Source organism: Buttiauxella ferragutiae, from assembly GCF_022637515.1.
In the GTDB taxonomy this organism is placed as follows: domain Bacteria; phylum Pseudomonadota; class Gammaproteobacteria; order Enterobacterales; family Enterobacteriaceae; genus Buttiauxella; species Buttiauxella ferragutiae.
The window spans coordinates 578,471-603,709 of record NZ_CP093332.1 but is presented as its reverse complement, the minus strand read 5'-3'; the positions used below and the strand labels follow the sequence as shown (position 1 = coordinate 603,709).

Sequence of the window (25,239 nt, the reverse complement as noted above, 5' to 3'; positions counted from 1 at the left end):
CTATTATTTTAATGACAGCGACATTCCCTGCAGGAAATATTTACGGAACAAGATAAAGAGAATAACCACTGGCAACGTTTGCACTACGGCACCAGCCATCACCGGCCCGAGATAAACGCCATACGATTTGCTGAACGTTGCCAGTAATACCGAAAACGGCATTTTTTCTGCTTCGCGCATCACAATCAGCGGCCAGAGGAAGTTGTCCCACGCGCTGGAGAAGGTAAACAGCGCGACAATCGCCAGAATCGATTTATTCAGCGGCATCATCACGTGGCGCAAAATCCCCCATAAACTGGCGTGATCTAATTTAGCGGCATAAATATAATCATTTGGTGTCCCTTTAAAGCTTTGCGACACCATGAATATTCCCCATGCACTCATCATAAACGGCAGGATCATCGCCCCGTAACTGTTGATAAGCCCCAGCTCACGCATTAAGACAAACTGCGGAATAATGAACATGAATACCGGGAAAACCATCTGCACAATCAGCAAATTTTTAAATGCGCTTTTGCCACGGAACTGAATTTTCGCCACCGCATAACCTACCAGCGTCGAGGTTAACGTCACGCTGGCGGTAATGGTGATGGCAATAAACATCGAGTTAAACAGCGTGCGTAAAAAGGGTTTATCCGCACGGGCGCTGTTATCAAAAAGAAAAGCATAGTTATCAAGCGAGAAGCGCCCATCGAATAATGCGGTGGTATAAATCTGCGCCGTATCTTTAAACGACACCACCACCATCCAGATAAACGGATATAGCCAGGTTATCGCCAGCGTCAGCATCGCCAGGTGAATCAATAAACTGAGCGGTTTAAATTTTTTCATCAGACGATCTCGATATTTTTTTCAAACATTCGACGCAAGATCCAAATAAGTGCAAAACTACAAGCCGCGACAATAATAGACATGGTTGCCGCCCAACTGGGTTTCATATTCTGGAAGGCGGCTTCATACATCACCACCATTGGTGTAGTGGTGCTATTGAGCGGGCCACCGCCGGTGATTAAATAAGGTTCGGTAAAAATGCCGAAGGCGACGGTAATTGCCAGCACCAGCACCATGATGATTTGCGCATTCATCATCGGCAGAGTGATGGCATACAGCTGTTTAAAGCGCCCGGTTTTATCGAGGATCGCCGCGCTATAAATATCTTTTGGAATTGCCATCATGCCGGAATATAAAATCAAGCCGTAATAGCCAACAAACTTCCATGTCACAATTAAAGCAATAGATAACATGGCGCAGTCTGGGTTAGTAAACCATGGGATGGCAAAACCCAGCCATTCGCGCAGAAATTCGTTTATCGGCCCGTATTCACTAAACAGCTTTGAAAACACGATGGAATACGCCACACCCGATGAGACATTCGCTAACAGAAAGCTCAAGGCAATAAACCCCTTGCCATATTTAATACGCTTTAATCCCGCGGCAAAAAGTAATGATGCAACTAACACTATCGGAATGTAATAGAGCAAGAAGCGCAGCACATTGAGCATTGATTTCCAGAATAATTCATCCTGCATCACGCCAATAAAGTTATACAATCCGTTAAAGCGAGGAGTGCCAATAAATTGCCATTGGGTCACACTTAAGATGGCTAACCAGACAAACGGATAAAACCAAAACAACACGGAATACCCGAGCCACGAGGAGGCCAACAGGCCCCCTAATGAAGAATCACTAATTCTTATTCTGCGCATAATAATTATTGCCCGAGCAACTTGTCAGTTTCAGCGGCAGACTGATTGAGTGCTTCTATCGGGGCGCTGCCAGAGAAGATAGTGCGTTCGATCATTTGCGTCATGCTGCGCTGAATTTCGCTGGTTTTGGTGGTCGCCGCTGGCGGTTGTGCATTCGCCACAAAGGCTGCAATCTGCTTTTCCACTGGGCTGTGGCCAAGATAACCGGTAAACAGACTGTTGGTGAGTAAGTCCTCACGTGCAGGTGGCATGCCGGTTAATTCCAGCCATTTCAGGTCATGTTCTGGCGCGTTAAATACCCACTGAATAAACTCCCAGGCTTCAGTTTGGTGTTTGCTGCTTTTAAACATCACCACGCCTTTGCTGTCTGCCAGGGTGTGAGGCTGAGGGTGCCCATCAGCGGTGACCATCGGGCCTATCTGGATACTTTCAAGAATGGTTGGGTATTGCTTGCGATAACGGGCGATATCCCACGGGCCACGCACCGATGCCATTACCTGGCCGGTGGCTAATGGATCATCTACGGCAGTGAAATCATAACTACTCCACTTATTGGCAAATATTTTCGCCATAAATGTCAGGACGGTTTCCCCTTGGGCATTATTGTATTGGGCTTTGTTATCAGCAATATAAGCTTGGCCATTGGTGGCGGCATAAAATAATGGGATGAAATCGAACCAGCGATCCCACCAGTTTTTTCCGGCGGTAAGTTGAATGGCATAACCTGATTTATCATCCGCACGACGCTGTGAAAGCGTATAAATATCCTGATACGTGGTTGGAACTTTGTCATAGCCATATTGCTTTAATAAGTCCATTCGCCACCAATAGACGATAGGATTAATGTAAATCGGCAACACATTTTTCTGGCCGTTAATTTCCCAGGCCGGAACAATTTTCCCCATATGGCGGTTTTCAATCAGTTGCGGGTAACCGGGTAATTTCGCCAGATCGATGAGCTGATCCATCTCATTCAGTTGGCTGGCAAAACCGATAAAAATATTACTCGAAATATCAGGTTCTGTTCCCGAAGCCAGTGCATTCATAATGGCTTCTTCAGAGCTGCTGGCTGCCGGAATGGTCGTGAATTCTACTTTGTGGTGCTCCGGTAAACTATTCCATTCGGTGACCATTGCATTCCAGAAAGCTTCTTCATTTTCATTCGGTGCAACCCACATTTTTATTGGTGTAGCGTCTTGTTCCGCTGTCTTTTCGTCATCCTGCCCGCAGCCCGAAATAACCATTGCTAATACAACTGGGGCTGTCCATTTAACCAGTGTAAAAATTTTCACTAGAAACTCTCCTTTGAAACAGTAAGCGCGCATCCTATTTTCACGCTAACACCAGGAATTTATGTTTAACGTTAAACAAGTCACAAAAACAGCTTTGTTTAACGTTAAACTCATGGCAAATTACGAAGTATGAAAAACAAAAAAAGACGTACTGAAGAAGATGAATGACAACAAAAAAGTAACCACCAAATCCATCGCAAAAGCATTAGGTATTTCGCATACCACCGTTTCTAACGCGTGGAACAACCCCGACAAACTTTCCGCTGAGCTACGGGGGAAAATTATTGAATATGCCGCTTCTTGCGGCTTTCAGGGGCCAGACAGACTGGGCCGGGCGCTGCGTACCGGCAAGTCAGATACCATCGGGGTGATTTTTAATGACTCAATGAGCTACGTGTTTATCGATAATCACGATCTCAATTTGATGAAAGGTATCGCTACGCAGTGCGAAAACCATGATATCAACCTGGTGCTGATTCCGTTAAAAAATAGCCAAAACATTAAAATAAAAACGATCAATACGCTGGTTGATGGTTATATTCTTAACGCCACCCACAATAATGATGAAGTTATCCAGCAGGCATTGGCGAAGAATATTCCCGTGGTCACTATCGATTTTTCTTTACCAGACCACAGCAGCGTGTCAATTAATAACCAAAAAGCGATGAACGAAATATGCAGTTATTTACTTAATAAAGGCCATCGCCGCTTCGGTATCATCTCCTTCCCATCACAAAAATCGGCTGCGGGTATGCGTTCACTTGAGCAACCCGTGAACGGCGATAACAGCGTGATGCTAACGCGTGTCAATGCCTGCCGCGATGTCTTTGCCGCTCATGAGATTGCCCTTAACGAATGCTGGTTGTACGAAACCATTCACAATGAACAACACGGTGCGCAGGCTGCAAAAATTCTGTTAACCGAGCACCCTGAAATTAGCGCATTAATTTGTTTATCTGACCGCTTTGCCGCTGGTGCAATCAATTATTGCGTCGAAAATAATATCGCTATTCCACAGCAAGTGGCGATTACGGGTTTCGATAATATTCCGGTAAATACATCAGGCATTCGTTTAACCACCATTTCTCAGCATGCCGAGGAAAAAGGGGCGATCGCCGTGAAGTTATTACTCGACGAAAATAATAAAACCCATTACGAGCTGGATTATCAATTTATTGAAGGAGCGTCAACGTGACGTTCTACTGATACGGGTTAATTTATGGATGAACTTAGCTGTTTCAAAGCCTACGATATTCGTGGTGAAGTGGATGTCACCATTAATCACGATATTATTCTGCGAATTGCACACGCTGTCGCCAGTTGGTTAAAACCCAAGCGCATGGTCATTGGCTGCGACAGCCGTCTGACGTCGGATGCATATAAACATATCCTGGCAAAAGAATTAACGCTGAGCGGTGTCGATGTTATCGATATTGGCATGGTGGGCACGGAAGAAGTTTATTTTGCTACGCGGATATTGAAAGCCGATGGTGGCATTCAAATTACTGCCAGCCATAACCCAGCCAATCATAACGGCATGAAAATTGTGCGTGAGCAAGCCCATCCGGTCAGTAACGACAACGGGTTGCTGGAGATTAAAGCGCTGGCGCTGGCGAATGATTTTACTCAAGCGGCACAACCAGGGAGTTATCAGCGAGTTTCACATCGTGACGCCTGGATTAACCATCTGATGAGTTATATCACCACGCCGTTAAGCCGCCCGTTGCGAGTGGTGGTCAATGCGGGAAATGGCGCGGCTGGCCCCGCCCTTGAAGCCCTGGAAAATGCGCTGCGCAAAAGCCATGCGGCCATTGAATTCATCAAGTTATACGTTGAACCGGATGGCCATTTCCCTAATGGTGTGCCGAACCCAATGCTTGAAGAAAACCGCTATGACACGCGTGCGGCAATCATGTTACACAAAGCCGATTTAGGTATTGCCTGGGATGGCGATTTTGATCGCTGTTTTTTCTTCGACAGCCAGGGCGAGTTCATCGAAAGCTATTATCTGGTGGGGTTACTGGCAAGTGGGTTTCTTAACCAGGCTGCGGGTGAGAAAATTATTCATGACCCGCGCCTGACCTGGAATACACAACAAATCATCAGCCAGTGTGGCGGAATAGCGATTGAGTCCAAAACGGGTCATGCATTTATAAAAGATAAAATGCGCCAGGAAGATGCCATTTATGGCGGTGAAATGAGTGGTCATCACTATTTTCGCTCATTTGGTTATTGTGACAGCGGCATGATCCCCGCACTGTTAGTTTTTCAGTTATTGAATACCACCGCCAAAAATTTATCCGAACTAGTCGCCGAGCGTAAAAACCAATTCCCGATATCCGGCGAAATCAATATCACCGTTAAGAACCCTCTTGCCGTACTGGCACATATTGAAGCGAAGTTTTCAGCACAATGTGTGAGCCAATCCCATTGTGACGGCTTAAGCATGGAATTTGACACATGGCGTTTTAATTTACGCACCTCGAATACTGAACCCTTGCTGCGCCTGAACGTTGAAAGCCGTGGCGATCATGCGTTGATGAAGATGAAAACTTCGCTGCTGTTATCACTTATTGAATCGCTGTGAATCAATACGGAGAAAATGATGACCACTGTTACCCTAAAAAATATTAATAAAACCTACGAAAAAAATACCATCATCGAAAACCTGTCACTCGATATTCATTCCGGCGAATTTATTGTGCTGGTCGGCCCATCTGGCTGCGGTAAATCAACGTTATTACGCATTATTGCCGGGCTGGAAAGTTTAAACAGTGGCTCGATAATCATCGGTGACCAGGATGTCACTGATTTACCTGCTGGTCAGCGTAGTCTTTCGATGGTGTTTCAATCCTACGCGCTTTATCCACATATGACGGTGCGCGAAAATCTCGCTTTCGGCCTCAATAATGTCAAAACACCGAAAGACGAAATTACGCGGCGCATTACGCAAGCCGCCAAAATGTTACAGCTTGAAGAGTTGCTCGACCGCCTGCCGCAGAATCTTTCTGGCGGGCAACGGCAACGTGTGGCGATTGGCCGCTCTACCGTTCAACAACCCAAAATCTTTCTGTTTGATGAACCACTGTCGAATCTGGACGCCGCATTGCGCGTTGAAATGCGCCAGGAAATTAGCCAACTACACGGCAATTTGCACAATACGATGATTTACGTCACCCACGATCAGGTTGAAGCCATGACGCTGGCGGACAGAATTGTGGTGCTCTACAAAGGTAAAATTGAGCAGGTTGGTACACCTCTGGAGCTGTATAACCGGCCTGAAAACTTGTTCGTCGCCGAGTTTATTGGCACGCCGAAAATCAATATCTTGCCCGCGACGTTCCAGCGCAATGCGCTGCATATTGCCAACGATGTGATATTGCCTATGGCGAACCCGCCCGCAACGTTACAACAGGGCGATAAAGTGTTTATCGGCATTCGTCCGGAACACCTGCGCCTCGGCGAAGCGGCAGATTACCAGTTTGATGCCAGCGCCAAATTTACTGAACTTCAGGGTGATTCAACGCTGGTTTATCTGGATTTAGCCGGGCAATCGGTTTGCCTGAAATCCTTCCAGCAGCTCAATTTCACCAGTGGGACGGCGCTAACATTGGGCGTAGATGAAAAACATCTTCATCTGTTTGATGCACTGGGTAAACGCCTGGCGCACTAAATACAGCTTCTGTTGTGTCGGGAAGCGTTTCGCTTACCCGACCTGCATGACTGCCGTTCTTTGAGTTATGTCACAATCATTCGACAACTTCTCCCCATTTGCGCTACATCAAGCTAGATTACTAACTCATCCGACCACATAATAATAATGACCCGCAGGAAGAGAATATGAGCTATCCGTCGCTGTTTTCCCCACTAGACCTGGGTTTCACCACGCTTAAAAACCGTGTGCTGATGGGTTCGATGCACACCGGACTTGAGGAGCACCCTAAAGGCGCTGACCGTTTGGCGGCGTTTTATGCCGAGCGCGCACGCCACGGCGTGGCGTTAATTGTCACTGGCGGCGTTGCCCCCTCGCCTTCTGGCGTCGGCGTGGAAAGCGGCGCGGTACTCAATGACGTAAGCCAGCTTGCCCATCATCAGATTGTTACCGATGCAGTGCACAAAGAAGGCGGAAAAATCGCCCTGCAAATCCTGCATACCGGGCGTTATAGCTACCAGCCAAACCCGGTCGCCCCTTCCGCAATCCAGGCACCGATTAACCGTTTTAAACCCCACGCCTTGAGCCATGAAGAGATCCTGACTTTGATCGAGGATTTTGCTCAGTGCGCAAATCTGGCACAGCTTGCCGGATACGATGGCGTCGAAATCATGGGTTCCGAAGGCTATCTGATTAACCAGTTTTTAGCGGCAAGAACCAACCAGCGCGATGACGAATGGGGCGGCGATTACCCTCGCCGCATGCGTTTTGCCATTGAAGTCGTCCGCGCGGTGCGTGAAAAAGTGGGAGCGAATTTTATTATCATTTATCGCCTGTCGATGCTGGATTTGGTCGATGGCGGCGGCACGTTTGAAGAAGCCGTACAGCTTGCAAAAGCGATTGAAAAAGCCGGTGCCACGTTAATTAACACTGGCATCGGCTGGCATGAAGCGCGTATTCCAACCATCGCAACACCTGTGCCACGCGGCGCATTTAGCTGGGTGACCCGCAAACTCAAAGGCCAGGTTTCTATTCCGCTTGTCACTACCAACCGCATTAACGATCCGCAAACCGCAGAAAAAATCATTGCTGATGGCGACGCCGATATGGTGTCAATGGCGAGGCCATTCCTCGCCGATGCGGAGTTTGTTTCCAAAGCCGAGCAGGGGCGCGAAGATGAAATCAACACCTGCATTGGCTGCAATCAGGCATGCCTGGATCAGATTTTCCTCGGCAAAGTGACTTCATGCCTGGTCAATCCCCGCGCCTGCCATGAAACCAAAATGCCGATTGTCCCCGCTTCCGTGCATAAAAATCTGGCGGTAATTGGTGCTGGGCCTGCCGGGCTTGCTTTTGCGATCAATGCCGCAGCGCGTGGCCACAAAGTGACATTGTTTGATGCAGCCTCTGAAATCGGCGGCCAATTTAATATCGCCAAGCAGATCCCCGGCAAAGAGGAGTTTTACGAAACACTGCGCTATTACCGCCGCATGTTGGAGCTGACCGGAGTGGAAGTTTGCCTGAATCAATACGTCACCGCGCCAATGCTCGAAGAATACGACGAGATTATTCTCGCCTGCGGGATCGAGCCACGCATGCCGCTTATCGACGGTATTACTCATCCTAAAGTATTGAATTATATTGATGTGTTGCGTGAAAAAGCGCCAGTGGGTGACCGCGTGGCGATTATCGGTGCCGGCGGTATTGGCTTTGATACCGCGATGTATCTAAGCCAGGAAGGGGAGTCCACGAGCCAGAATATCGCTGAGTTTTGCGTGGAATGGGGTATTGATACCAGCCTGCAACACGCAGGAGGATTGCGTCCAGAAGGCGCTCATCTGCATAAAAGCCCGCTCCAGATTGTAATGCTGCAACGCAAAACCAGTAAGCCAGGTGAAGGTTTAGGTAAAACGACAGGCTGGATTCACCGCACCACGCTGCTGGCACGCGGTGTCAAAATGCTGGCGGGCGTAACTTACGAACGCATTGATGATGAGGGTCTGCACATCACGGTTGGCGGTGAGCCGCAAACGCTGAAAGTCGATAATGTGATTATTTGCGCCGGGCAAGATTCGCGCCGTGAATTGACACAACCGCTGCAAGAATTAGGGAAGACGATACATTTGATTGGTGGAGCAGATGTGGCGATGGAACTGGATGCCCGACGCGCAATCGCGCAGGGCACCCGTTTAGCGCTGGAAATTTAGAGCTAAACGTCGGATGACGCTGCGCTTATCCGACCTACAGGCCAGCTTTTGTAGGGTGGATAAGCGATAAGCGTCATCCACCACTTTTAGCAGAAGTGACCAAACGCTTAGCGAAGACGGCCCAGCTTCACGGCTTTAAGCACCACGAATTTTTTGTTGGTCGCAACCGTGTCGCAGTTACCGAAGATTTTCTTCAGCTTGTGATAGTAGTCCAAATGGCGGTTAGCAACGATGTACAGCTCGCCGCCATTTTGCAGGCAACGACGGGCGTGGTGGAACATTTCCCACGCCACCTGATCGGTCAACGAATGTTGCTGATGGAACGGTGGGTTGCACAGAATCGTGTTAAAGCGATATGGCTCAACACCTGACAACGCGTTGTTGATCATAAATTCGCAGCGATCCAGATTTTCCGGCATGTTGGTTTCAACGTTCAGGCGGCTTGAAGCAACGGCCATCGGTGATTCATCAACAAATACCACTTTTGCTTCTGGGCTTTGCTCCAGCAAGTGCAGGCCAATCACACCGTTACCACAACCTAAATCGACAATTTCGCCTTCCAGGTTAGTTGGCAGGTTTTCAATAAAGAAACGAGCGCCAATATCCAGGCCAGTGCGGGAGAATACGTTGGCGTGGTTGTGAATCGTCCACGGCGTACCTTCCAGTTTCCAGCTCAGGGTTTCTGCGGCTTCTTTCAACACGGGTGCATTGAAAGTACAGTTGATGAGACGCGCTTTTTTCCAGGCCAGAGTGGTCGTGGTCGGCCCAAGGATCTTTTCAAACAGCTCAATGGTTGAGTTGTGAATGTCGCGTGTTTTCGCACCCGCGATAATACGTGTTTCTGGGGTCACGACACTGTGCAGCGAGCGCAGTTGTTGTTCCAGTAATGCCAGCGTTTTAGGGATCTTAATCAGAACCACTGCTGGAGCTTCTGGATATTTTGCAGTGCTATCAAGAAACGTGACGCTGGATTCAACGATGCCGTTCTCGCGCAAGTTCTCACGGATAGCCAGTTCGCTAAGATACGAGTCGCTGATGCTGTACGGCTTGTGTTCAGCCAGCACGCAAGACAGCGCCCCGAAGTTATCGTTAAAAATCAGGACCGGGCCACTGATTTCGATTTCGTCCAGTTGCTGCAAAAGATAATCATCGGCAGCTTCCCACGCCTGTAGTGGGTTAACGTCATCCGTTTCTGGAAAACGTTTTAGTGTCAGTGAACGGAAACCGTTGTCTAATTGGCTCATCGGCCCTCCTGGATGGTAAAATTTCGGCGTAATCCCCGAATGGGGGCGTGAGTATACCCTTTTTTTTCCAAAAACTGCGCAACTGCCTTTTGAAAGACTTCGAGCAAGCGAGAACTATGAGCAATTTAACTTATTTACAGGGCTACCCAGAGCATTTGCTCTCTCAGGTTCGCACGCTGATTGCGGAACAACGTCTGGGCGAGGTCCTGCAAAAACGCTATCCAGAAACGCATAACATCACTACCGATAAAGCGTTGTATGCCTGGACGCAAGAGATTAAAAACCAGTATCTGCGTAATGCGCCGCCGATTAATAAAGTGGCTTATGACAGCAAAATTCATGTGCTGAATAATGCGCTGGGTTTGCATACTGCCGTGTCGCGCGTGCAAGGGAACAAGCTAAAAGCCAAAGCTGAAATTCGCGTGGCGACAGTATTTAAAAATGCGCCAGAAGCCTTTTTGCGCATGATCGTGGTGCACGAGCTGGCGCATTTAAAAGAGAAAGATCATAACAAGGCGTTTTACTCGCTGTGCTGCCATATGGAGCCGCAATATCACCAACTGGAGTTTGATACGCGGCTTTGGTTAACGCAGATGGCATTGAGCGGGCAGGCGTGATCGGAAAAAATGGTGGGTGACGCTGGCGCTTATCCACCCTACGAAATCACGTTCAATGCTCTAACTTACTTTATCCCGGCAAATACTGCGGCAATCGCTACTGCACCTGGATCCTTCACCCCTTTCAGATTCTCGCTGTTTACATACGACGAACGTCCGGCATTAGCTTTCTGCATTTTCGCCGTGGCTGCTGCACCAGCTTCTGCGGCTTCTATTGCAGCAGACAAATCCTGATTTTTTAATGCTTCCAGTGCTGGCTGTAACGCGTCAATTAGCGTGCGATCACCCAGTTCTGCCCCACCGTAGCGTTTCATTTGTTCAAGGCCAAATAGCAAGGCATCGACAAGTGGCTGCTTTTTAGCGACTTGCTGCCCGCTCGCAGTGAAGAAGATCGACATCAGTACGCCACTTGAGCCACCCATCACCGTTGCCAGGCGTTCGCCGATTAATTCCAGCAGCGCCGCTGGGTCATTTAATGGCAGTTTGCCGTCATCGTTAAGCTGTGCAATGTCGCGTGCACCCTGTGCAAACGTGGAGCCAGTATCACCATCTCCGACTTTGGCATCCAGCGCATTCAACGCTTTTTCCTGTGCGATAAGCGTATTCGTAATATTCGCCACCAACGTTTTAACGTCCGCATTTTCTGACGACTTCGCCGATGATTCGATACGTATCACACTGTGTTTCCGCTTTGGCATCGCGTGGAGTTTTACCACCGGGCACCAGCCTGCCGTTTCCACATCTGCATGCAATGCTTTGATAAAACGATCATTTAGCACTATAGCGGACAGTGAAAATCCTTTCATATCCAATGCAGTGACCAGTGGTGCCGGGCCAATCAAATAATCGATCTGGTCTTTTAATTCTGAATGCACAAGCTCTTTGGTAAGCATGGCCATTTCCAAAGACGATACGCCACCAAGATTGTTAACCAGCACTGCCAGTCTTGCGTCGTTGCCGGTCTTTTTACGCAAATGATTCACCAGAGTAGCAATCGTCTTCTGGCTGTTTTGGCTATCCAGTGTACTGGCTCCAGGTTCACCATGAATCCCCAGACCTAGCTCGAGATGCCCGCCTTTGATGCGCCCTTCTTCTTCATTTTGGTCCGGAAGGTTGCAGGTTTGCATGGCGACACCCATGCTGGCAATGCTATCGCAGGCACTTTGCGCGATGTCTCGAACATCGCTCAAAGACTTGCCTTGTTCTGCGGCAAAGCCCGCAATTTTATGCACCAGTACCGTTCCGGCAATGCCGCGTGGCTGTTTGTTATCGGGCAACGAAATATCATCGCCAACGATCACCATCTCCACTTTGAGACCGTGTTTTTTGGCCTTCTCCGCCGCAAGCCCGAAATTAAGACGATCGCCAGTGTAGTTTTTGACGATAAGCAAACAACCGCGATCGCCCGTGACCGCAACAATCGCGTTTAAAACCGCATCCACGCTTGGCGAGGCAAACAAGTCCCCACATACCGCAGCGGTTAGCATCCCTTTGCCAACAAAGCCTGCGTGAGCCGGTTCATGCCCCGAACCGCCACCTGAAATAATCGCCACTTTGCTCTTATTCCAGTCTTTGCGTACCACCACACGTATAGCGGGATCGGTATCTAAACGGGTCAAATTACGAAAACGAGAACTGATGATCACACCTTCGATGGCATCGTCGACCATTTTCTGACGGTCGTTAAAGAAGAATCTGGACATGGCTTCCCAATAATAAGTAATACATATGCAAAGCATAGCCTTTGCTGCGAGGATCTGCGCAAACCAGGATTTTGGCGGGTGACGTTCCGTATGCGCTTGCTATGCTTATGGAAATATCGCCACAGGAAATCATCATGATTGCACCACTGCTGATTGCCAGAACCACTGAACAAGAACTGCATTTACTGCCCGGCATGGCAAACCGTCACGGGCTGATAACCGGGGCGACCGGCACCGGTAAAACGGTGACGTTACAAAAGCTGGCTGAGTCGTTTTCAGAGATTGGCGTACCGGTATTTATGGCGGATGTGAAAGGTGACCTCACCGGTATTGCACAAGAAGGCGTTGAGTCTGAAAAGCTGCTCGCACGGCTGGCAAAAATTGGTGTAACTGACTGGTCACCGCACAAAAACCCAGTGGTGCTGTGGGACATCTTTGGCGAAAAAGGCCATCCGGTACGGGCGACTGTTTCAGATCTTGGCCCGCTGTTACTCGCCCGCCTGCTTAATCTCAATGAAGTACAGTCTGGTGTGCTACAAATCATCTTCCGCATTGCGGATGATCAAGGCTTGTTGCTGCTCGATTTTAAAGATTTGCGCGCCGCGACGCAGTACATCGGCGATAACGCAAAATCGTTCCAGAACCAGTACGGCAATATCAGCAGTGCTTCTGTCGGTGCCATTCAACGTGGGCTTTTACAGCTCGAACAACAAGGTGCTGAGTATTTCTTTGGCGAACCGATGCTGGATATTAAAGACTGGATGCGTACCGATGCCAACGGTAAAGGCATTATCAATATTTTATCTGCCGAAAAGCTGTACCAGATGCCGAAACTGTATGCCGCCAGTTTGCTGTGGATGCTTTCAGAAATTTATGAACAACTACCAGAAGCTGGTGACCTGGAAAAACCAAAACTAGTGTTCTTTTTTGATGAAGCGCATCTGCTATTTAACGACGCACCGCAAGTGCTACTGGATAAAATCGAGCAGGTTATTCGTTTGATTCGTTCCAAAGGCGTTGGGGTGTATTTTGTTTCCCAAAACCCGTCGGATATTCCAGATACCGTACTGGGGCAGTTAGGTAATCGGGTCCAGCATGCGCTACGCGCCTTTACACCGAAGGACCAGAAAGCAGTAAAAACGGCGGCACAAACCATGCGAGCCAACCCTAAATTCGATACTGAGAAAGCGATTCAGGAGCTGGGCACTGGGGAAGCATTAATTTCTTTGCTGGACGAAAAAGGCAGCCCAACGGTAGTCGAGCGCGCCATGGTAATTGCACCTTGCTCACGCATGGGGCCTGTCACTGAAGATGAACGTAACGGGTTACTGAACCATTCACCGCTATACGGCAAATACGATGAAACGGTCGATCGTGAATCCGCCTATGAACGATTACAACAGGGTGTGCAAGCCGCAGGTGAGCAACAAAATGCACCGCCTGCAAAAGGCGAATCTGTTGCGGTAGATGACGGTATTCTTGGCGGACTGAAGGATATTTTGTTTGGAACCACAGGGCCGCGTGGTGGCAAAAAAGACGGTGTGGTGCAAACCATGGCCAAGAGTGCAGCACGCCAGGTGACTAACCAAATTATTCGCGGAGTGTTGGGCAGTATTATGGGGGGGCGTAAACGGTAATATCTACACGTTAACTATCTATACCCAAAATAATTCGAGTTGCAGCAAGGCGGCAAAAGAACAACAAATTTGTCTGGAACAAATTTGAACGCTGCTTGCAGCGTCCCCAAAGGGGTAAGGCCCAAGGATGGGCCGCATAACCCCCAGGAGCTTACATAAGTAAGTGACTGGGGTTTGTGAGTGCAGCCAACACAGTTGCAGCTTGAAGTATGATGGGTATTAGCCGGAGCGCTTCATCATTAACCACAGACTGATTAAGAAGAACGTTGCACTTGGTAGCAACGCACCCAAAATCGGCGGGATGCTGTACACAAGGCTGAGAGGGCCAAAGATTTGGTCGAGCACGTAGAACACAAAACCAAAGCTGATACCGGTGACAACTCTCACCCCCATCGGCACGCTACGCAGTGGGCCAAAGATGAACGACAGTGCCATTAACATCATTACCGCAACAGAGAGTGGCGCGAAGATTTTGCTCCACATATTGAGCTGATAACGCCCGGCATCTTGTCCGCTGGCCTTAAGGTACTTAACGTAGTTGTGCAGACCGCTAATCGATAGCGCATCCGGGTCTAGTGCCACAACACCCAGTTTGTCTGGGGTTAAGTTAGTTTTCCACTCGCCACTAACCGTCTGTGAGCCAGTAATTTGTTTCGTGTCGGTGAGGTTAGATTCATCAACCTGAGACAGTCGCCATACTTTATGCTCCACATCGTATTGTGCTGATGCGGCATATCGAACTGATTCGAGGCGTTTTTCTTTACTGAAACTGTAAATGCTCACACCGGCGAGGTCGTTGTTACCTTTCACACGTTCGATATAGACAAAGTTGTGGCCATCTTTTGCCCACAAACCTTGCTGGGTCGTCAGCAAAGAACCGCCGTACATCTGTTGCGCACGGTAGTTACGCGCCATTTGTTCGCCTTGCGGTGCGACCCATTCGCCAATCGCCATGGTTAGCAACACCAGTGGAATAGCTGTTTTCATCACGGCCAAGGCAATCTGCATGCGGGTAAAACCGGAGGCCTGCATAACCACCAGCTCACTGCGCTGTGCCAGCATCCCTAACCCTAACAACGCACCGAGAAGTGCGGCCATCGGGAAGAAAATCTGGATGTCTTTTGGAATGCTAAGGACGGTATATATCCCCGCCCCCATCGCCGAATAGCTGCCCTGACCGGCCTTTTTCAACTGGTCAACAAACTTAATAATGCCCGACAGCGACACCAGCATGAACAATGTCATCATGATGGTGGTGAAGATGGTTTTACCGATATAACGGTCGAGAACACCAAACATTTATGCCGCTCCTCGTGTTTTGCTAAAGCGTGCACGTAGCTGGCGCATCGGCACCGTATCCCACACATTGAGCACCACTGCGATGGCAAAATAGACCAGGTTAACCAACCACATCCATAGCATTGGGTCGATTTTCCCTTTCGCCGCATTCGATTTCAGAGAAGTTTGCAGCAGGAAGAAGACCAAATACAACAACATGGCTGGCAGCATTGAAAGCACACGACCTTGTCGCGGGTTCACTACGCTTAACGGAACAACCATCAATGCCATGATAAATACGGTCACTATCAGCGTAAGACGCCAATGTAATTCAGCTCGCGTGTTAGGCGCATCGCTTGCCCACAAGGCTCGCGTGTACATTTGACTGGAGTCATCGGGATCAAGCGCGACCGACTGGTGCCCAACAATCGCCTGGTAATCCTGGAAGTCTGTAATACGGAAATCACGCAGCAGTGCGGTGCCTTCAAAACGAGTGCCCGTATTGAGCGTCACCACCTGGGAACCATCTTGCCGCTGTGACAAATGGCCGGAATCCGCAACAACGACGGATGGACGCGCATTACCTTTCGGACGCAATTGCGCCAGGAAAACATCGTTGAAGCTTGAACCGTTAACACTCTCAATGAACAGCACTGAGTTGCCATCGGTCGCTTGCTGGAATTGCCCTTGAGCCAGCGCAGCCATGCCAGGGTTAGCTTTGGCTTCCGCCAGCACTGCATCCTGGTGGCGTGAAGACCACGGGCCGAGCCACATCACGTTGATGGTAGCAACAGCACCGGTAAAGAGTGCGAGGATCATTGCAGCTTTGATCAGCACCGCTTTACTCAAGCCACAAGCATGCATTACCGTAATTTCGCTTTCGGTATACAGGCGGCCAAAGGTCATGAGTAACCCAAGGAAAAGGCTAAGAGGCAGGATAAGTTGCGCCATTTCAGGCACGCCCAGCCCTAAGAGAGAGAAAACGAGATTTGTCGGAATATCGCCGTCAACCGCTGCCCCAAGAATCCTGACTAGCTTCTGACAAAAGAAGATCAGCAGCAGGATGAAGAGGATCGCAAGTTGGCTTTTGAACGTCTCCCGAACCAGATATCTTATGATAATCACATTAAATACGCCTGTGAAAACGAGTCTTTTTGCAGGAAAATTGCTTGTTTCATCGCTTATACGTCATTTATTCTCTTGAGTCGTCGAAAACATCGCTAAGATTAAGAAGCTCAGCATGTTTCTGGCACAGGGTGATTTAATTGACGTCGCCAAAACAGTACAAACATACTCGTAAGATTAACACGAAGTCATCGCAACCGCGGACATGAGTTACGAAAGCTTGTAATTCTAGCTGTAGCCACCGTCGTTGTCTTTAAGATTCAGGAGCGTAGTGCATGGAGTTCAGTGTAAAAAGCGGTAGCCCCGAGAAACAGCGTAGTGCCTGCATCGTTGTGGGAGTCTTTGAACCGCGTCGCCTGTCCCCGGTCGCCGAACAACTCGATAAAATCAGCGATGGCTACATCAGCGCGCTTTTGCGCCGTGGTGAGCTCGAGGGAAAAGCCGGCCAAACTTTATTGCTTCACCATGTTCCGAACGTGCTCTCAGAGCGCATTCTGCTGATTGGCTGTGGCAAAGAACGTGAACTGGACGAGCGTCAGTATAAGCAAGTTATCCAAAAAACGATCAATACACTAAACGATACGGGTTCGATGGAAGCCGTTTGCTTCCTGACCGAACTCCACGTTAAAGGCCGCAACACTTACTGGAAAGTACGCCAGGCGGTGGAAACGGCAAAAGAGTCCTTGTATAGCTTCGATCAGCTCAAGACCAACAAAAGCGAGCCACGTCGCCCGTTGCGTAAAATGGTCTTTAACGTGCCAACCCGTCGCGAACTGACCAGCGGCGAGCGCGCCATTCAGCATGGTCTGGCGATTGCTGCCGGTATTAAAGCAGCAAAAGATCTTGGTAATATGCCACCAAACATCTGTAACGCGGCATACCTGGCTTCCCAGGCACGTCAACTGGCTGATTCTTACAGCAAAAATGTGGTCACTCGTGTCATCGGTGAGCAGCAGATGAAAGAGCTGGGCATGCACTCTTACCTCGCAGTAGGTGATGGTTCCCAGAACGAATCTCTGATGTCCGTAATCGAATACAAAGGCAATAATTCACCGGATGTGCGCCCTATCGTGCTGGTCGGTAAAGGCCTGACGTTCGACTCCGGTGGTATTTCTATCAAACCTGCCGAAGGCATGGATGAGATGAAATACGACATGTGCGGCGCAGCTTCCGTGTACGGCGTGATGCGTATGGTGGCTGAACTGAATCTGCCAATTAACGTTATCGGCGTGCTGGCGGGCTGTGAAAACATGCCTGGCGGGCGTGCGTATCGCCCAGGCGACGTGCTGACAACGATGTCTGGCCAGACCGTTGAAGTACTGAATACCGATGCGGAAGGCCGTCTGGTGCTGTGTGATGTGCTGACTTATGTTGAGCGCTTCGAACCTGAAGTGGTTATCGATGTGGCAACGCTTACCGGCGCATGTGTGATTGCCCTGGGCCATCACATCACCGGTTTGATGTCGAATCACAACCCACTGGCACATGAGCTGATTAGCGCCTCTGAGCAAGCGGGTGACCGCGCGTGGCGTCTGCCGATTGCCGATGAGTATCAGGAACAGCTGGAAACCAATTTTGCTGATATGGCAAATATCGGTGGCCGTCCAGGCGGCGCTATCACTGCAGCCTGCTTCCTGTCGCGCTTTACCCGTAAGTACAACTGGGCACACCTCGATATCGCAGGTACCGCCTGGCGTTCAGGTAAAGCGAAAGGGGCAACCGGTCGTCCGGTGGCACTGTTGTCGCAATTCCTGTTGAACCGTTCAGGGTTTAACGGCGAAGAGTGATTGTTTCCCCTCACCCCGACCCTCTCCCGCAGGAGAGGGTGAAAAGAATGTTCCCTCTCCTGCGGGAGAGGGTTAGGGTGAGGGCGTCCATATTCAATAGAAAAAGCTGGCTTAATGAAAAACGCGACGTTCTACCTGCTCGACAACGACACGCCTTCTGGTGAGTTGAGTGCCGTTGAAGCGTTGGTGTGTGAACTGGCGGCAGAAAGCTTTCGCGCAGGAAAACGCCTGCTGATTGCTTGTGTTGATGAACAACAAGCGATCCGTCTGGATGAAGCTCTTTGGCAGCGCGACGCGCACGCGTTTGTACCGCATAATCTTGCCGGTGAAGGCCCGCGTTACGGAGCCCCAGTGGAATTGGCCTGGCCGCAGCGGCGTGGGAGTTCAGCCCGCGATGTGCTGATTAGCCTGTTGCCACAGTTCGCAGATTTTGCCACCGCTTTCCATGAAGTGATAGACTTCGTACCTTACGAAGACACTCAAAAACAACTGGCCCGCGATCGCTATAAAGCATATCGCGTTGCTGGTTTCCACTTGACTACGGCGACTCATACCCCGCCGGGAACGACATAGCAGACAATGGAAAAGACATATAACCCGCAAGATATCGAACAGCCGCTTTACGAGCACTGGGAACAGCAGGGCTACTTTAAGCCAAATGGCGATACCAGCCAGGAAAGCTTCTGCATCATGATCCCGCCGCCGAACGTTACCGGCAGCTTGCATATGGGTCACGCCTTCCAGCAAACGATCATGGATACCATGATTCGTTACCAGCGCATGCAGGGTAAAAATACTCTGTGGCAGGCGGGGACTGACCACGCCGGCATCGCGACCCAGATGGTCGTTGAGCGCAAAATTGCCGCCGAAGAAGGGAAAACACGTCACGACTATGGCCGCGACGCCTTTATCGAGAAAATTTGGCAGTGGAAGGCAGAGTCTGGTGGCACCATCACCCGTCAGATGCGTCGTCTCGGCAACTCAGTTGACTGGGAGCGCGAACGCTTCACCATGGATGAAGGCCTGTCCAACGCGGTGAAAGAAGTGTTCGTTCGCCTGTACAAAGAAGACCTGATTTATCGCGGTAAGCGCCTGGTAAACTGGGACCCGAAACTGCGCACGGCAATTTCCGATCTGGAAGTGGAAAACCGCGAGTCCAAAGGTTCGATGTGGCACCTGCGTTATCCGCTGGCTGACGGCGCGAAAACCGCTGATGGCAAAGATTACCTGGTTGTTGCGACCACCCGTCCAGAAACCGTACTCGGTGATACTGGCGTGGCCGTGAACCCGGAAGATCCGCGTTATAAAGATTTGATCGGTAAATTTGTGGTGCTGCCGCTGGTTAACCGCCGCATTCCAGTTGTTGGCGATGAACACGCCGACATGGAAAAAGGCACCGGCTGCGTGAAAATCACGCCTGCACACGACTTTAACGACTATGAAGTTGGCCGTCGTCACGCCCTGCCAATGATCAACATTCTGACCTTCGACGGTGACATCCGCGAAACGGCAGAAGTGTTTGATACCAACGGCGAAGAAGCCGATGTGTATAGCAACGAAATCCCGGCTCAGTTCCAGAAATTAGAACGTTTCGCCGCGCGTAAAGCGGTGGTTGCGGCGTTTGATGAAATGGGCCTGCTCGAAGAAGTCAAACCACACGATCTGACCGTACCTTACGGCGACCGTGGCGGCGTGGTTATCGAGCCAATGCTGACTGACCAATGGTACGTGCGTACTGCTCCGCTGGCGAAAGTCGCGGTTGAAGCAGTTGAGCAAGGCGACATTCAGTTCGTGCCGAAGCAGTACGAAAACATGTACTTCTCCTGGATGCGTGATATTCAGGACTGGTGTATTTCTCGTCAGCTGTGGTGGGGTCACCGTATCCCGGCCTGGTACGATGCTGAAGGCAACGTGTACGTTGGCCGCAACGAAGCGGAAGTCCGTGCTGAAAACAATCTTAGCGACGACGTTGTTCTGAACCAGGACGAAGACGTACTGGATACCTGGTTCTCCTCCGGTCTGTGGACGTTCTCCACACTCGGCTGGCCGGAAAACACCGAAGCGCTGCGCACCTTCCACCCGACCAGCGTGATGGTCAGCGGCTTCGACATCATCTTCTTCTGGATTGCACGCATGATCATGCTGACCATGCACTTCATCAAAGATGAAGACGGCAAGCCACAGGTTCCGTTCAAAACTGTCTATATGACCGGTCTTATCCGTGATGACGAAGGGCAGAAAATGTCCAAGTCCAAGGGTAACGTTATCGATCCACTGGATATGGTTGACGGTATTTCCCTGGAAGATCTGCTCGAGAAGCGTACCGGTAACATGATGCAGCCACAGCTGGCTGAGAAAATCCGTAAGCGCACCGAGAAGCAATTCCCGAACGGTATTGAGCCACACGGCACCGATGCACTGCGCTTTACGCTGGCAGCACTGGCTTCAACCGGTCGCGATATCAACTGGGACATGAAGCGCCTGGAAGGTTACCGTAACTTCTGTAACAAGCTGTGGAACGCCAGCCGTTTCGTGATGATGAATACCGAAGACCAGGATTGCGGCTTTAACGGCGGCGAAATGGTTCTGTCTCTGGCAGACCGCTGGATTCTGGCGGAATTCAACCGCACTGTGAAAGCGTACCGTGAAGCGCTGGACAGCTATCGCTTTGATATCGCTGCCAACATTCTGTATGAATTCACCTGGAACCAGTTCTGTGACTGGTATCTGGAGCTGACCAAACCGGTCATGAACAGTGGCTCTGAAGCGGAATTGCGCGGCACGCGTAATACGCTGATTAACGTGCTGGAAGGTTTGCTGCGTCTTGCGCATCCAATCATTCCATTCATCACTGAAACCATCTGGCAGCGCGTGAAAACCTTCAAAGGCATCACCGACGATACCATCATGCTGCAACCGTTCCCGGCGTATAACAGCGCACAGGACGATGAAGCTGCGTTTGCCGATACCGAGTGGCTGAAGCTGGCAATCACCGCAGTGCGTAACGTTCGTGCTGAGATGAACATCTCTCCGGGTAAACCACTGCCAGTATTGCTGCGCAACGTCAGTGCAGAAGCGGAACGTCGCGTTAATGCGAACCGTACCTTCCTGCAAAACCTGGCGCGCCTGGAAAGCATCACCCTGCTGCCTGCTGATGATAAAGGCCCGGTTTCCGTGACCAAAATCATCGAAGGTGCAGAGCTGCTGATCCCTATGGCCGGTCTGGTAGACAAAGCGGCTGAACTTGCGCGTCTGGATAAAGAGATGGCGAAGCTGGATGTTGAAATTACAGCCATCGAAAACAAGCTGTCTAACGAAGGCTTTGTGGCACGCGCGCCTGAAGCTGTTGTCGCGAAAGAACGCGAACGTCTGGCTGCTTGTGGCGAAGCTAAAGTGAAACTGACTGAACAGAAAGCGACGATTGCCGCGCTGTAATTAGGTTGGTTGAAAGTTAAAAGGCCGGGGAAATTTCTCGGCCTTTTTTATACGCTTGCACCCTCCTGAGGGGAGTGCTATTAAATCGGAATATTCTTTAATAAATCACGAGCTAATTTATGAATATCGAAGCTCCGGTTGAAATCGCTCTGCGCCGGATAACCCCCCACGATAATGCGGCTATTGCCCGTGTTATCCGTGAAGTCTCTGCTGAATATGGTTTAACTGCCGATAAAGGCTACACGGTGGCCGATCCCAATCTGGACGAGCTATTTCAGGTTTATAGCCAACCTGGGCATGCTTTCTGGATTGTAGAAATGGATGGCAAAGTGGTCGGTGGCGGAGGTGTCGCACCTTTAACGTGTAGCGAGCCGGATATTTGTGAATTGCAGAAGATGTATTTCCTGCCGGTGGTTCGTGGCAAAGGTCTGGCAAAACGTCTGGCGTTACAGGCGATGGATTTCGCCCGCGAAGAGGGTTTTAAACGCTGCTATCTGGAAACCACTGCGTTTCTGACCGAAGCGATTGCACTGTATGAGCGCCTGGGCTTTGAACATATTTCTGAACCACTTGGCTGTACCGGACACGTGGATTGCGAAGTGCGGATGATTAAGTCTCTGTAACCCTTCGAAAACGGGTTTACTGAATCCATTAGATCCAGCAAACCCTTCAACTATTACTGTCAACTATTACTGGGTAGCTAAACGCTGAATGCGTTTATCGCGGCGGATTTTGCGTTCTTCCATTATCGCGACCATCGCCATCAGTACAATGCAGCCAATAGCAGCAGCATCCAGTGCAGCGAAAGTCCCTGCCCAGCCGGTCAGGCCAAAGATTGGCGTACCATCGGCAATCATCCCCAGCCCCAATTTAGCGAAACTGTCACCGATAAGATAAGCAAAGGTTCCTTTAATTCCGTCGGCCGCGCCGATGGCTTTTTTCGGAACGAAACCGACCGCCGCTACACCAATCAGCAACTGCGGGCCAAACACCAGAAAGCCCAGCGCGAACAGTGATGTCAGGTAGACATACTGGTTGCTGGCGTGCTGATAAACGCCGAGGGTAGCGATAATTAATGCCAGTGCGACACAGGCGACCAGCGCACGGCGACCATTCGCCAGATCCGACAGCCAGCCCCACAGCAATGTGCCGACCAACGCCCCCACTTCAAACAGAGTAAAGCCCTGAATCGCTACTTCTTTAGAGAGCTTCAGCTCCTGGAAGGCGTAAACCGTAGACCACTGATCGATGCCAATGCGCACCACGTAGAGGAAGATGTTGGAAAAGCATAGCAACCAGATAACTTTGTTCTTTAACACGTATTCAACGAAGATCTGCCATTTGGTCATCGACTCATCTTCGGTCACTTTATCTTCTTCGCTGAGTTCTTCGCTGAACAGCTCTTCAGCTTTACCCAAGCCGTAAGATTCAGGGGAGTCGCTGCCATATCGCAGGCCAATGAAGCCAACAACCAACGCGATGATGGACGGGAAGATAAACATGCCAATCACGTGACCGTCGAACAGAACGTTCGCGCCAAACAGCGCCACACCCGCCGCACCAGCGCCACCCAGATTATGGGAGATATTCCACAGCCCCAGATAGGTTCCACGCTTACGGCGAGGCGTCCATTTGGTAATGGTGGAATAGCTGCACGAACCACCCGCGCTCTGGAAGAAGCCGCTCAGGGCGTAGAAGGCAATCATCATAAACAGGCTGACAGAACCCGCTCCCATACTGGCGCTAAAACCTAACATACAGATTGCGGAGAGGATCAGCATAAACGGCAGGAACTGCTTAGTGTTTTTACCATCTGCATAGTAGGAAACCAGGGTTTTGCCCACGCCGTAGGTGATGGAAAAGCCCAGGCCGATCATCCCCAATTGCGTCATGCTCAGCCCGTAGGTCGAGATCATGTCATTCTGCGCAATATTGAAGTTCTTACGGATCAGGTACATGGTCAGGTAGCCAATAAAAACTACCAGATAAGACTGCATGAACGGTTTGAACCACATCTTGCGCCGTACATCGAGCGGCAGATCCAGGGTCGGCTTGCGCACCTGGTTTAATAAGGCCAGCATGGATTACTCCTGATTTAAAAACCTGCGTGATAGCAGGTATTGTAAAAATCAGCAGCAGCTTTGGCCTGAGATGGCTTCCAGGGGAAACCTGGAAAATTTCTTAGTTTTGCGCCATTCGAGGTAAAAAGGTGAGATGCATCACGCTTCGCTGCAGGTGCGTGGGGACTGGGCGTTAAGAAATGGCAGCAACAGCAGTGCAGAGATCCCCGCGGCGATGGCGATTACGGCGAAGAAACCGTTCCAGTGCCAAATGTCGATAACCCTCGCCAGCGGCCATCCAGAGAGCGATGCCCCGAGATAGGCGAACAAGCCCACGAAACCGGTAGCGGCCCCCGCGGCCTCTTTGTGGGAGCACTCCGCCGCCGCCATACCGATAAGCATCTGCGGGCCAAACACAAAGAAACCAGTGGTGAAGAAGCAGGCCGCCTGCATGACGTAGCTGGCAAATGGCATCAGCCACAACGAGCCTACTGAAAGCAAAATTCCGGCGGCAAATATCAGATTCATTGGCCCGCGGTTGCCGTTGAAAAGTTTGTCCGATCCCCACCCTGCCACCAGTGCGCCGATAAACCCACCCAACTCAAACATCGTTACCGCTGAGTTGGCGGTAACCAAGTCCACGCCCAGAGTCTCTGACATGTAGAGGTTACCCCAGTCGTTAATCGCCGCCCGTACCACGTAGACCAGCACATAACACAGTGACAGCAGCCAGATATAGGGATTCCCCAGAACGTATTTGTAGAGGATTTCCCGGCGCGTCAGCCCTGTTCCTTCCTGCTGTTGGGCGATTTCCAGTTCGTCATGCCGCCAGTCACCTATCGGTGGCAAGCCAACGGTTTGCGGGCGATCTCGCAGACGCCAACAGAGAAATAGCCCAGCAAGAATAGCCAGCGAACCGGCGATCATCATCCCCACCCGCCAACCGTAATGCAGTGTTGCAGCCCCAACCACCATCGGGATTAGAGCCCCACCGACATTATGCGCAGTATTCCATACCGCCCACCAGCCACCGCGTTCAGTGCGTGAGTACCATGCCGTTAGCAATCGCGCGCACACCGGCGAGCCCCAGCCCTGGAAAAACGCATTCAATACCCACAGCAAGGCAAATGCCCAAAGGGAGGTCGAGAAACCGAAAAGGATGTTAACAATACCTGTTGCGATTAACCCTGTTCCCATGAAATAACGAGCGTTGGATCGGTCACTGACGATGCCGGATACAAATTTCGACAGCCCGTAAGTTATGTAAAACAACGTCGCCAGCAGGCCGATATCGGTACGCGTCATCACGCCGCTGGCGAGGATTTCCGGTGCCGCGGCGTTAAAGCTTTTACGGGTGAAGTAAAACAGTGCATAACCCAACCAAATAGTGACCAGAATGTGCCGACGCCAGTAGCGATAGCGCTCGTCAATTTCGGCTTTACCGCTGACAGGCGTAGCCGCCGGGGGGACTTTCAGAAAAGTGAGCATCGTCAGTC

19 protein-coding genes are annotated in these 25,239 nt (G+C 50.4%); 10 read left to right on the top strand and 9 right to left on the bottom strand.

The genetic code is table 11. The features are described from left to right. Positions 1 to 3: 3 nt before the first annotated feature. Genes MNO13_RS02805 through MNO13_RS02795 form a run of 3 tightly spaced genes read right to left on the bottom strand, consistent with a single transcriptional unit; the run spans position 4 to position 2,950 of the window. The gene (locus MNO13_RS02805) at positions 4 to 831 is read right to left on the bottom strand and encodes a carbohydrate ABC transporter permease (protein WP_121814843.1); all 828 of its coding nucleotides are present in this window, start codon (positions 829 to 831) and stop codon (positions 4 to 6) included. Beyond that, positions 831 to 1,706, bottom strand: a complete 876-nt coding sequence (locus tag MNO13_RS02800) for a carbohydrate ABC transporter permease (RefSeq protein WP_064543258.1) — start codon at positions 1,704 to 1,706, stop codon at positions 831 to 833. The genes MNO13_RS02805 and MNO13_RS02800 overlap by 1 nt, the downstream gene beginning before the upstream one ends. A gap of 5 nt (positions 1,707 to 1,711) precedes the next feature. After that, positions 1,712 to 2,950: an ABC transporter substrate-binding protein gene (locus tag MNO13_RS02795; RefSeq protein WP_241940038.1), complete on the bottom strand. Its 1,239-nt coding sequence runs from the start codon at positions 2,948 to 2,950 to the stop codon at positions 1,712 to 1,714. Between the two features lie 208 nt (positions 2,951 to 3,158). Between MNO13_RS02795 and MNO13_RS02790 the strand changes: the two genes are divergently transcribed. From MNO13_RS02790 to MNO13_RS02775, 4 genes are all read left to right on the top strand, one after another. Further along, positions 3,159 to 4,193, top strand: coding sequence for a LacI family DNA-binding transcriptional regulator (locus tag MNO13_RS02790; RefSeq protein WP_064543256.1), 1,035 nt, complete (start codon positions 3,159 to 3,161; stop codon positions 4,191 to 4,193). A 24-nt stretch (positions 4,194 to 4,217) separates the two neighbouring features. Next, positions 4,218 to 5,585, top strand: coding sequence for a phosphohexomutase domain-containing protein (locus tag MNO13_RS02785; protein WP_241939497.1), 1,368 nt, complete (start codon positions 4,218 to 4,220; stop codon positions 5,583 to 5,585). Positions 5,586 to 5,603: 18 nt separating this feature from the next. Continuing rightward, a complete protein-coding gene (locus MNO13_RS02780) occupies positions 5,604 to 6,671 on the top strand; it encodes an ABC transporter ATP-binding protein (RefSeq protein WP_241939496.1) in 1,068 nt (355 codons plus the stop codon). A gap of 167 nt (positions 6,672 to 6,838) precedes the next feature. Next, positions 6,839 to 8,857 carry an NADPH-dependent 2,4-dienoyl-CoA reductase gene (locus tag MNO13_RS02775; protein ID WP_241939495.1) on the top strand — a complete coding sequence of 673 codons (2,019 nt, stop codon included), beginning with the start codon at positions 6,839 to 6,841 and terminating at the stop codon, positions 8,855 to 8,857. Positions 8,858 to 8,964: 107 nt separating this feature from the next. Here the strand turns inward: MNO13_RS02775 and rlmG are convergent, their stop codons facing one another. Then, positions 8,965 to 10,101 (bottom strand): 23S rRNA (guanine(1835)-N(2))-methyltransferase RlmG, encoded by a 1,137-nt coding sequence (gene rlmG, locus MNO13_RS02770; protein WP_064543248.1) that lies wholly within the window; start codon positions 10,099 to 10,101, stop codon positions 8,965 to 8,967. A gap of 116 nt (positions 10,102 to 10,217) precedes the next feature. On the opposite strand from rlmG, the gene MNO13_RS02765 reads away from it, so the two are divergent. Then, positions 10,218 to 10,718, top strand: a complete 501-nt coding sequence (locus MNO13_RS02765) for a M48 metallopeptidase family protein (RefSeq protein WP_064543246.1) — start codon at positions 10,218 to 10,220, stop codon at positions 10,716 to 10,718. A 65-nt stretch (positions 10,719 to 10,783) separates the two neighbouring features. Here MNO13_RS02765 and MNO13_RS02760 read toward each other — a convergent pair whose 3' ends face one another. Further along, positions 10,784 to 12,421, bottom strand: a complete 1,638-nt coding sequence (locus tag MNO13_RS02760; RefSeq protein ID WP_241939494.1) for a glycerone kinase — start codon at positions 12,419 to 12,421, stop codon at positions 10,784 to 10,786. 134 nt (positions 12,422 to 12,555) lie between these two features. Here MNO13_RS02760 and MNO13_RS02755 point away from each other — a divergent pair, with 134 nt between their 5' ends. After that, positions 12,556 to 14,058, top strand: a complete 1,503-nt coding sequence (locus MNO13_RS02755; protein ID WP_064543242.1) for a helicase HerA-like C-terminal domain-containing protein — start codon at positions 12,556 to 12,558, stop codon at positions 14,056 to 14,058. 219 nt (positions 14,059 to 14,277) lie between these two features. On the opposite strand, the gene lptG is transcribed toward MNO13_RS02755, so the two are convergent. Further along, positions 14,278 to 15,357 carry an LPS export ABC transporter permease LptG gene (lptG, locus tag MNO13_RS02750; RefSeq protein ID WP_064543240.1) on the bottom strand — a complete coding sequence of 360 codons (1,080 nt, stop codon included), beginning with the start codon at positions 15,355 to 15,357 and terminating at the stop codon, positions 14,278 to 14,280. Further along, positions 15,358 to 16,461, bottom strand: coding sequence for an LPS export ABC transporter permease LptF (gene lptF, locus MNO13_RS02745; protein ID WP_237931329.1), 1,104 nt, complete (start codon positions 16,459 to 16,461; stop codon positions 15,358 to 15,360). Positions 16,462 to 16,736: 275 nt separating this feature from the next. Between lptF and pepA the strand changes: the two genes are divergently transcribed. From pepA to MNO13_RS02725, 4 genes are all read left to right on the top strand, one after another. Further along, positions 16,737 to 18,248 carry a leucyl aminopeptidase gene (pepA, locus tag MNO13_RS02740; protein WP_064543236.1) on the top strand — a complete coding sequence of 504 codons (1,512 nt, stop codon included), beginning with the start codon at positions 16,737 to 16,739 and terminating at the stop codon, positions 18,246 to 18,248. 114 nt (positions 18,249 to 18,362) lie between these two features. Further along, positions 18,363 to 18,821, top strand: a complete 459-nt coding sequence (locus tag MNO13_RS02735; protein ID WP_064543234.1) for a DNA polymerase III subunit chi — start codon at positions 18,363 to 18,365, stop codon at positions 18,819 to 18,821. 6 nt (positions 18,822 to 18,827) lie between these two features. Then, positions 18,828 to 21,683, top strand: coding sequence for a valine--tRNA ligase (locus MNO13_RS02730; RefSeq protein ID WP_121814836.1), 2,856 nt, complete (start codon positions 18,828 to 18,830; stop codon positions 21,681 to 21,683). Between the two features lie 119 nt (positions 21,684 to 21,802). Next, positions 21,803 to 22,306: a GNAT family N-acetyltransferase gene (locus MNO13_RS02725; RefSeq protein WP_064543229.1), complete on the top strand. Its 504-nt coding sequence runs from the start codon at positions 21,803 to 21,805 to the stop codon at positions 22,304 to 22,306. Positions 22,307 to 22,372: 66 nt separating this feature from the next. On the opposite strand, the gene uhpT is transcribed toward MNO13_RS02725, so the two are convergent. Then, positions 22,373 to 23,764 (bottom strand): hexose-6-phosphate:phosphate antiporter, encoded by a 1,392-nt coding sequence (gene uhpT / locus MNO13_RS02720; RefSeq protein ID WP_064543227.1) that lies wholly within the window; start codon positions 23,762 to 23,764, stop codon positions 22,373 to 22,375. 138 nt (positions 23,765 to 23,902) lie between these two features. Next, complete coding sequence (gene uhpC, locus MNO13_RS02715; protein WP_133522270.1) at positions 23,903 to 25,231, bottom strand: MFS transporter; 1,329 nt, start codon at positions 25,229 to 25,231, stop codon at positions 23,903 to 23,905. Positions 25,232 to 25,239: the final 8 nt, after the last annotated feature.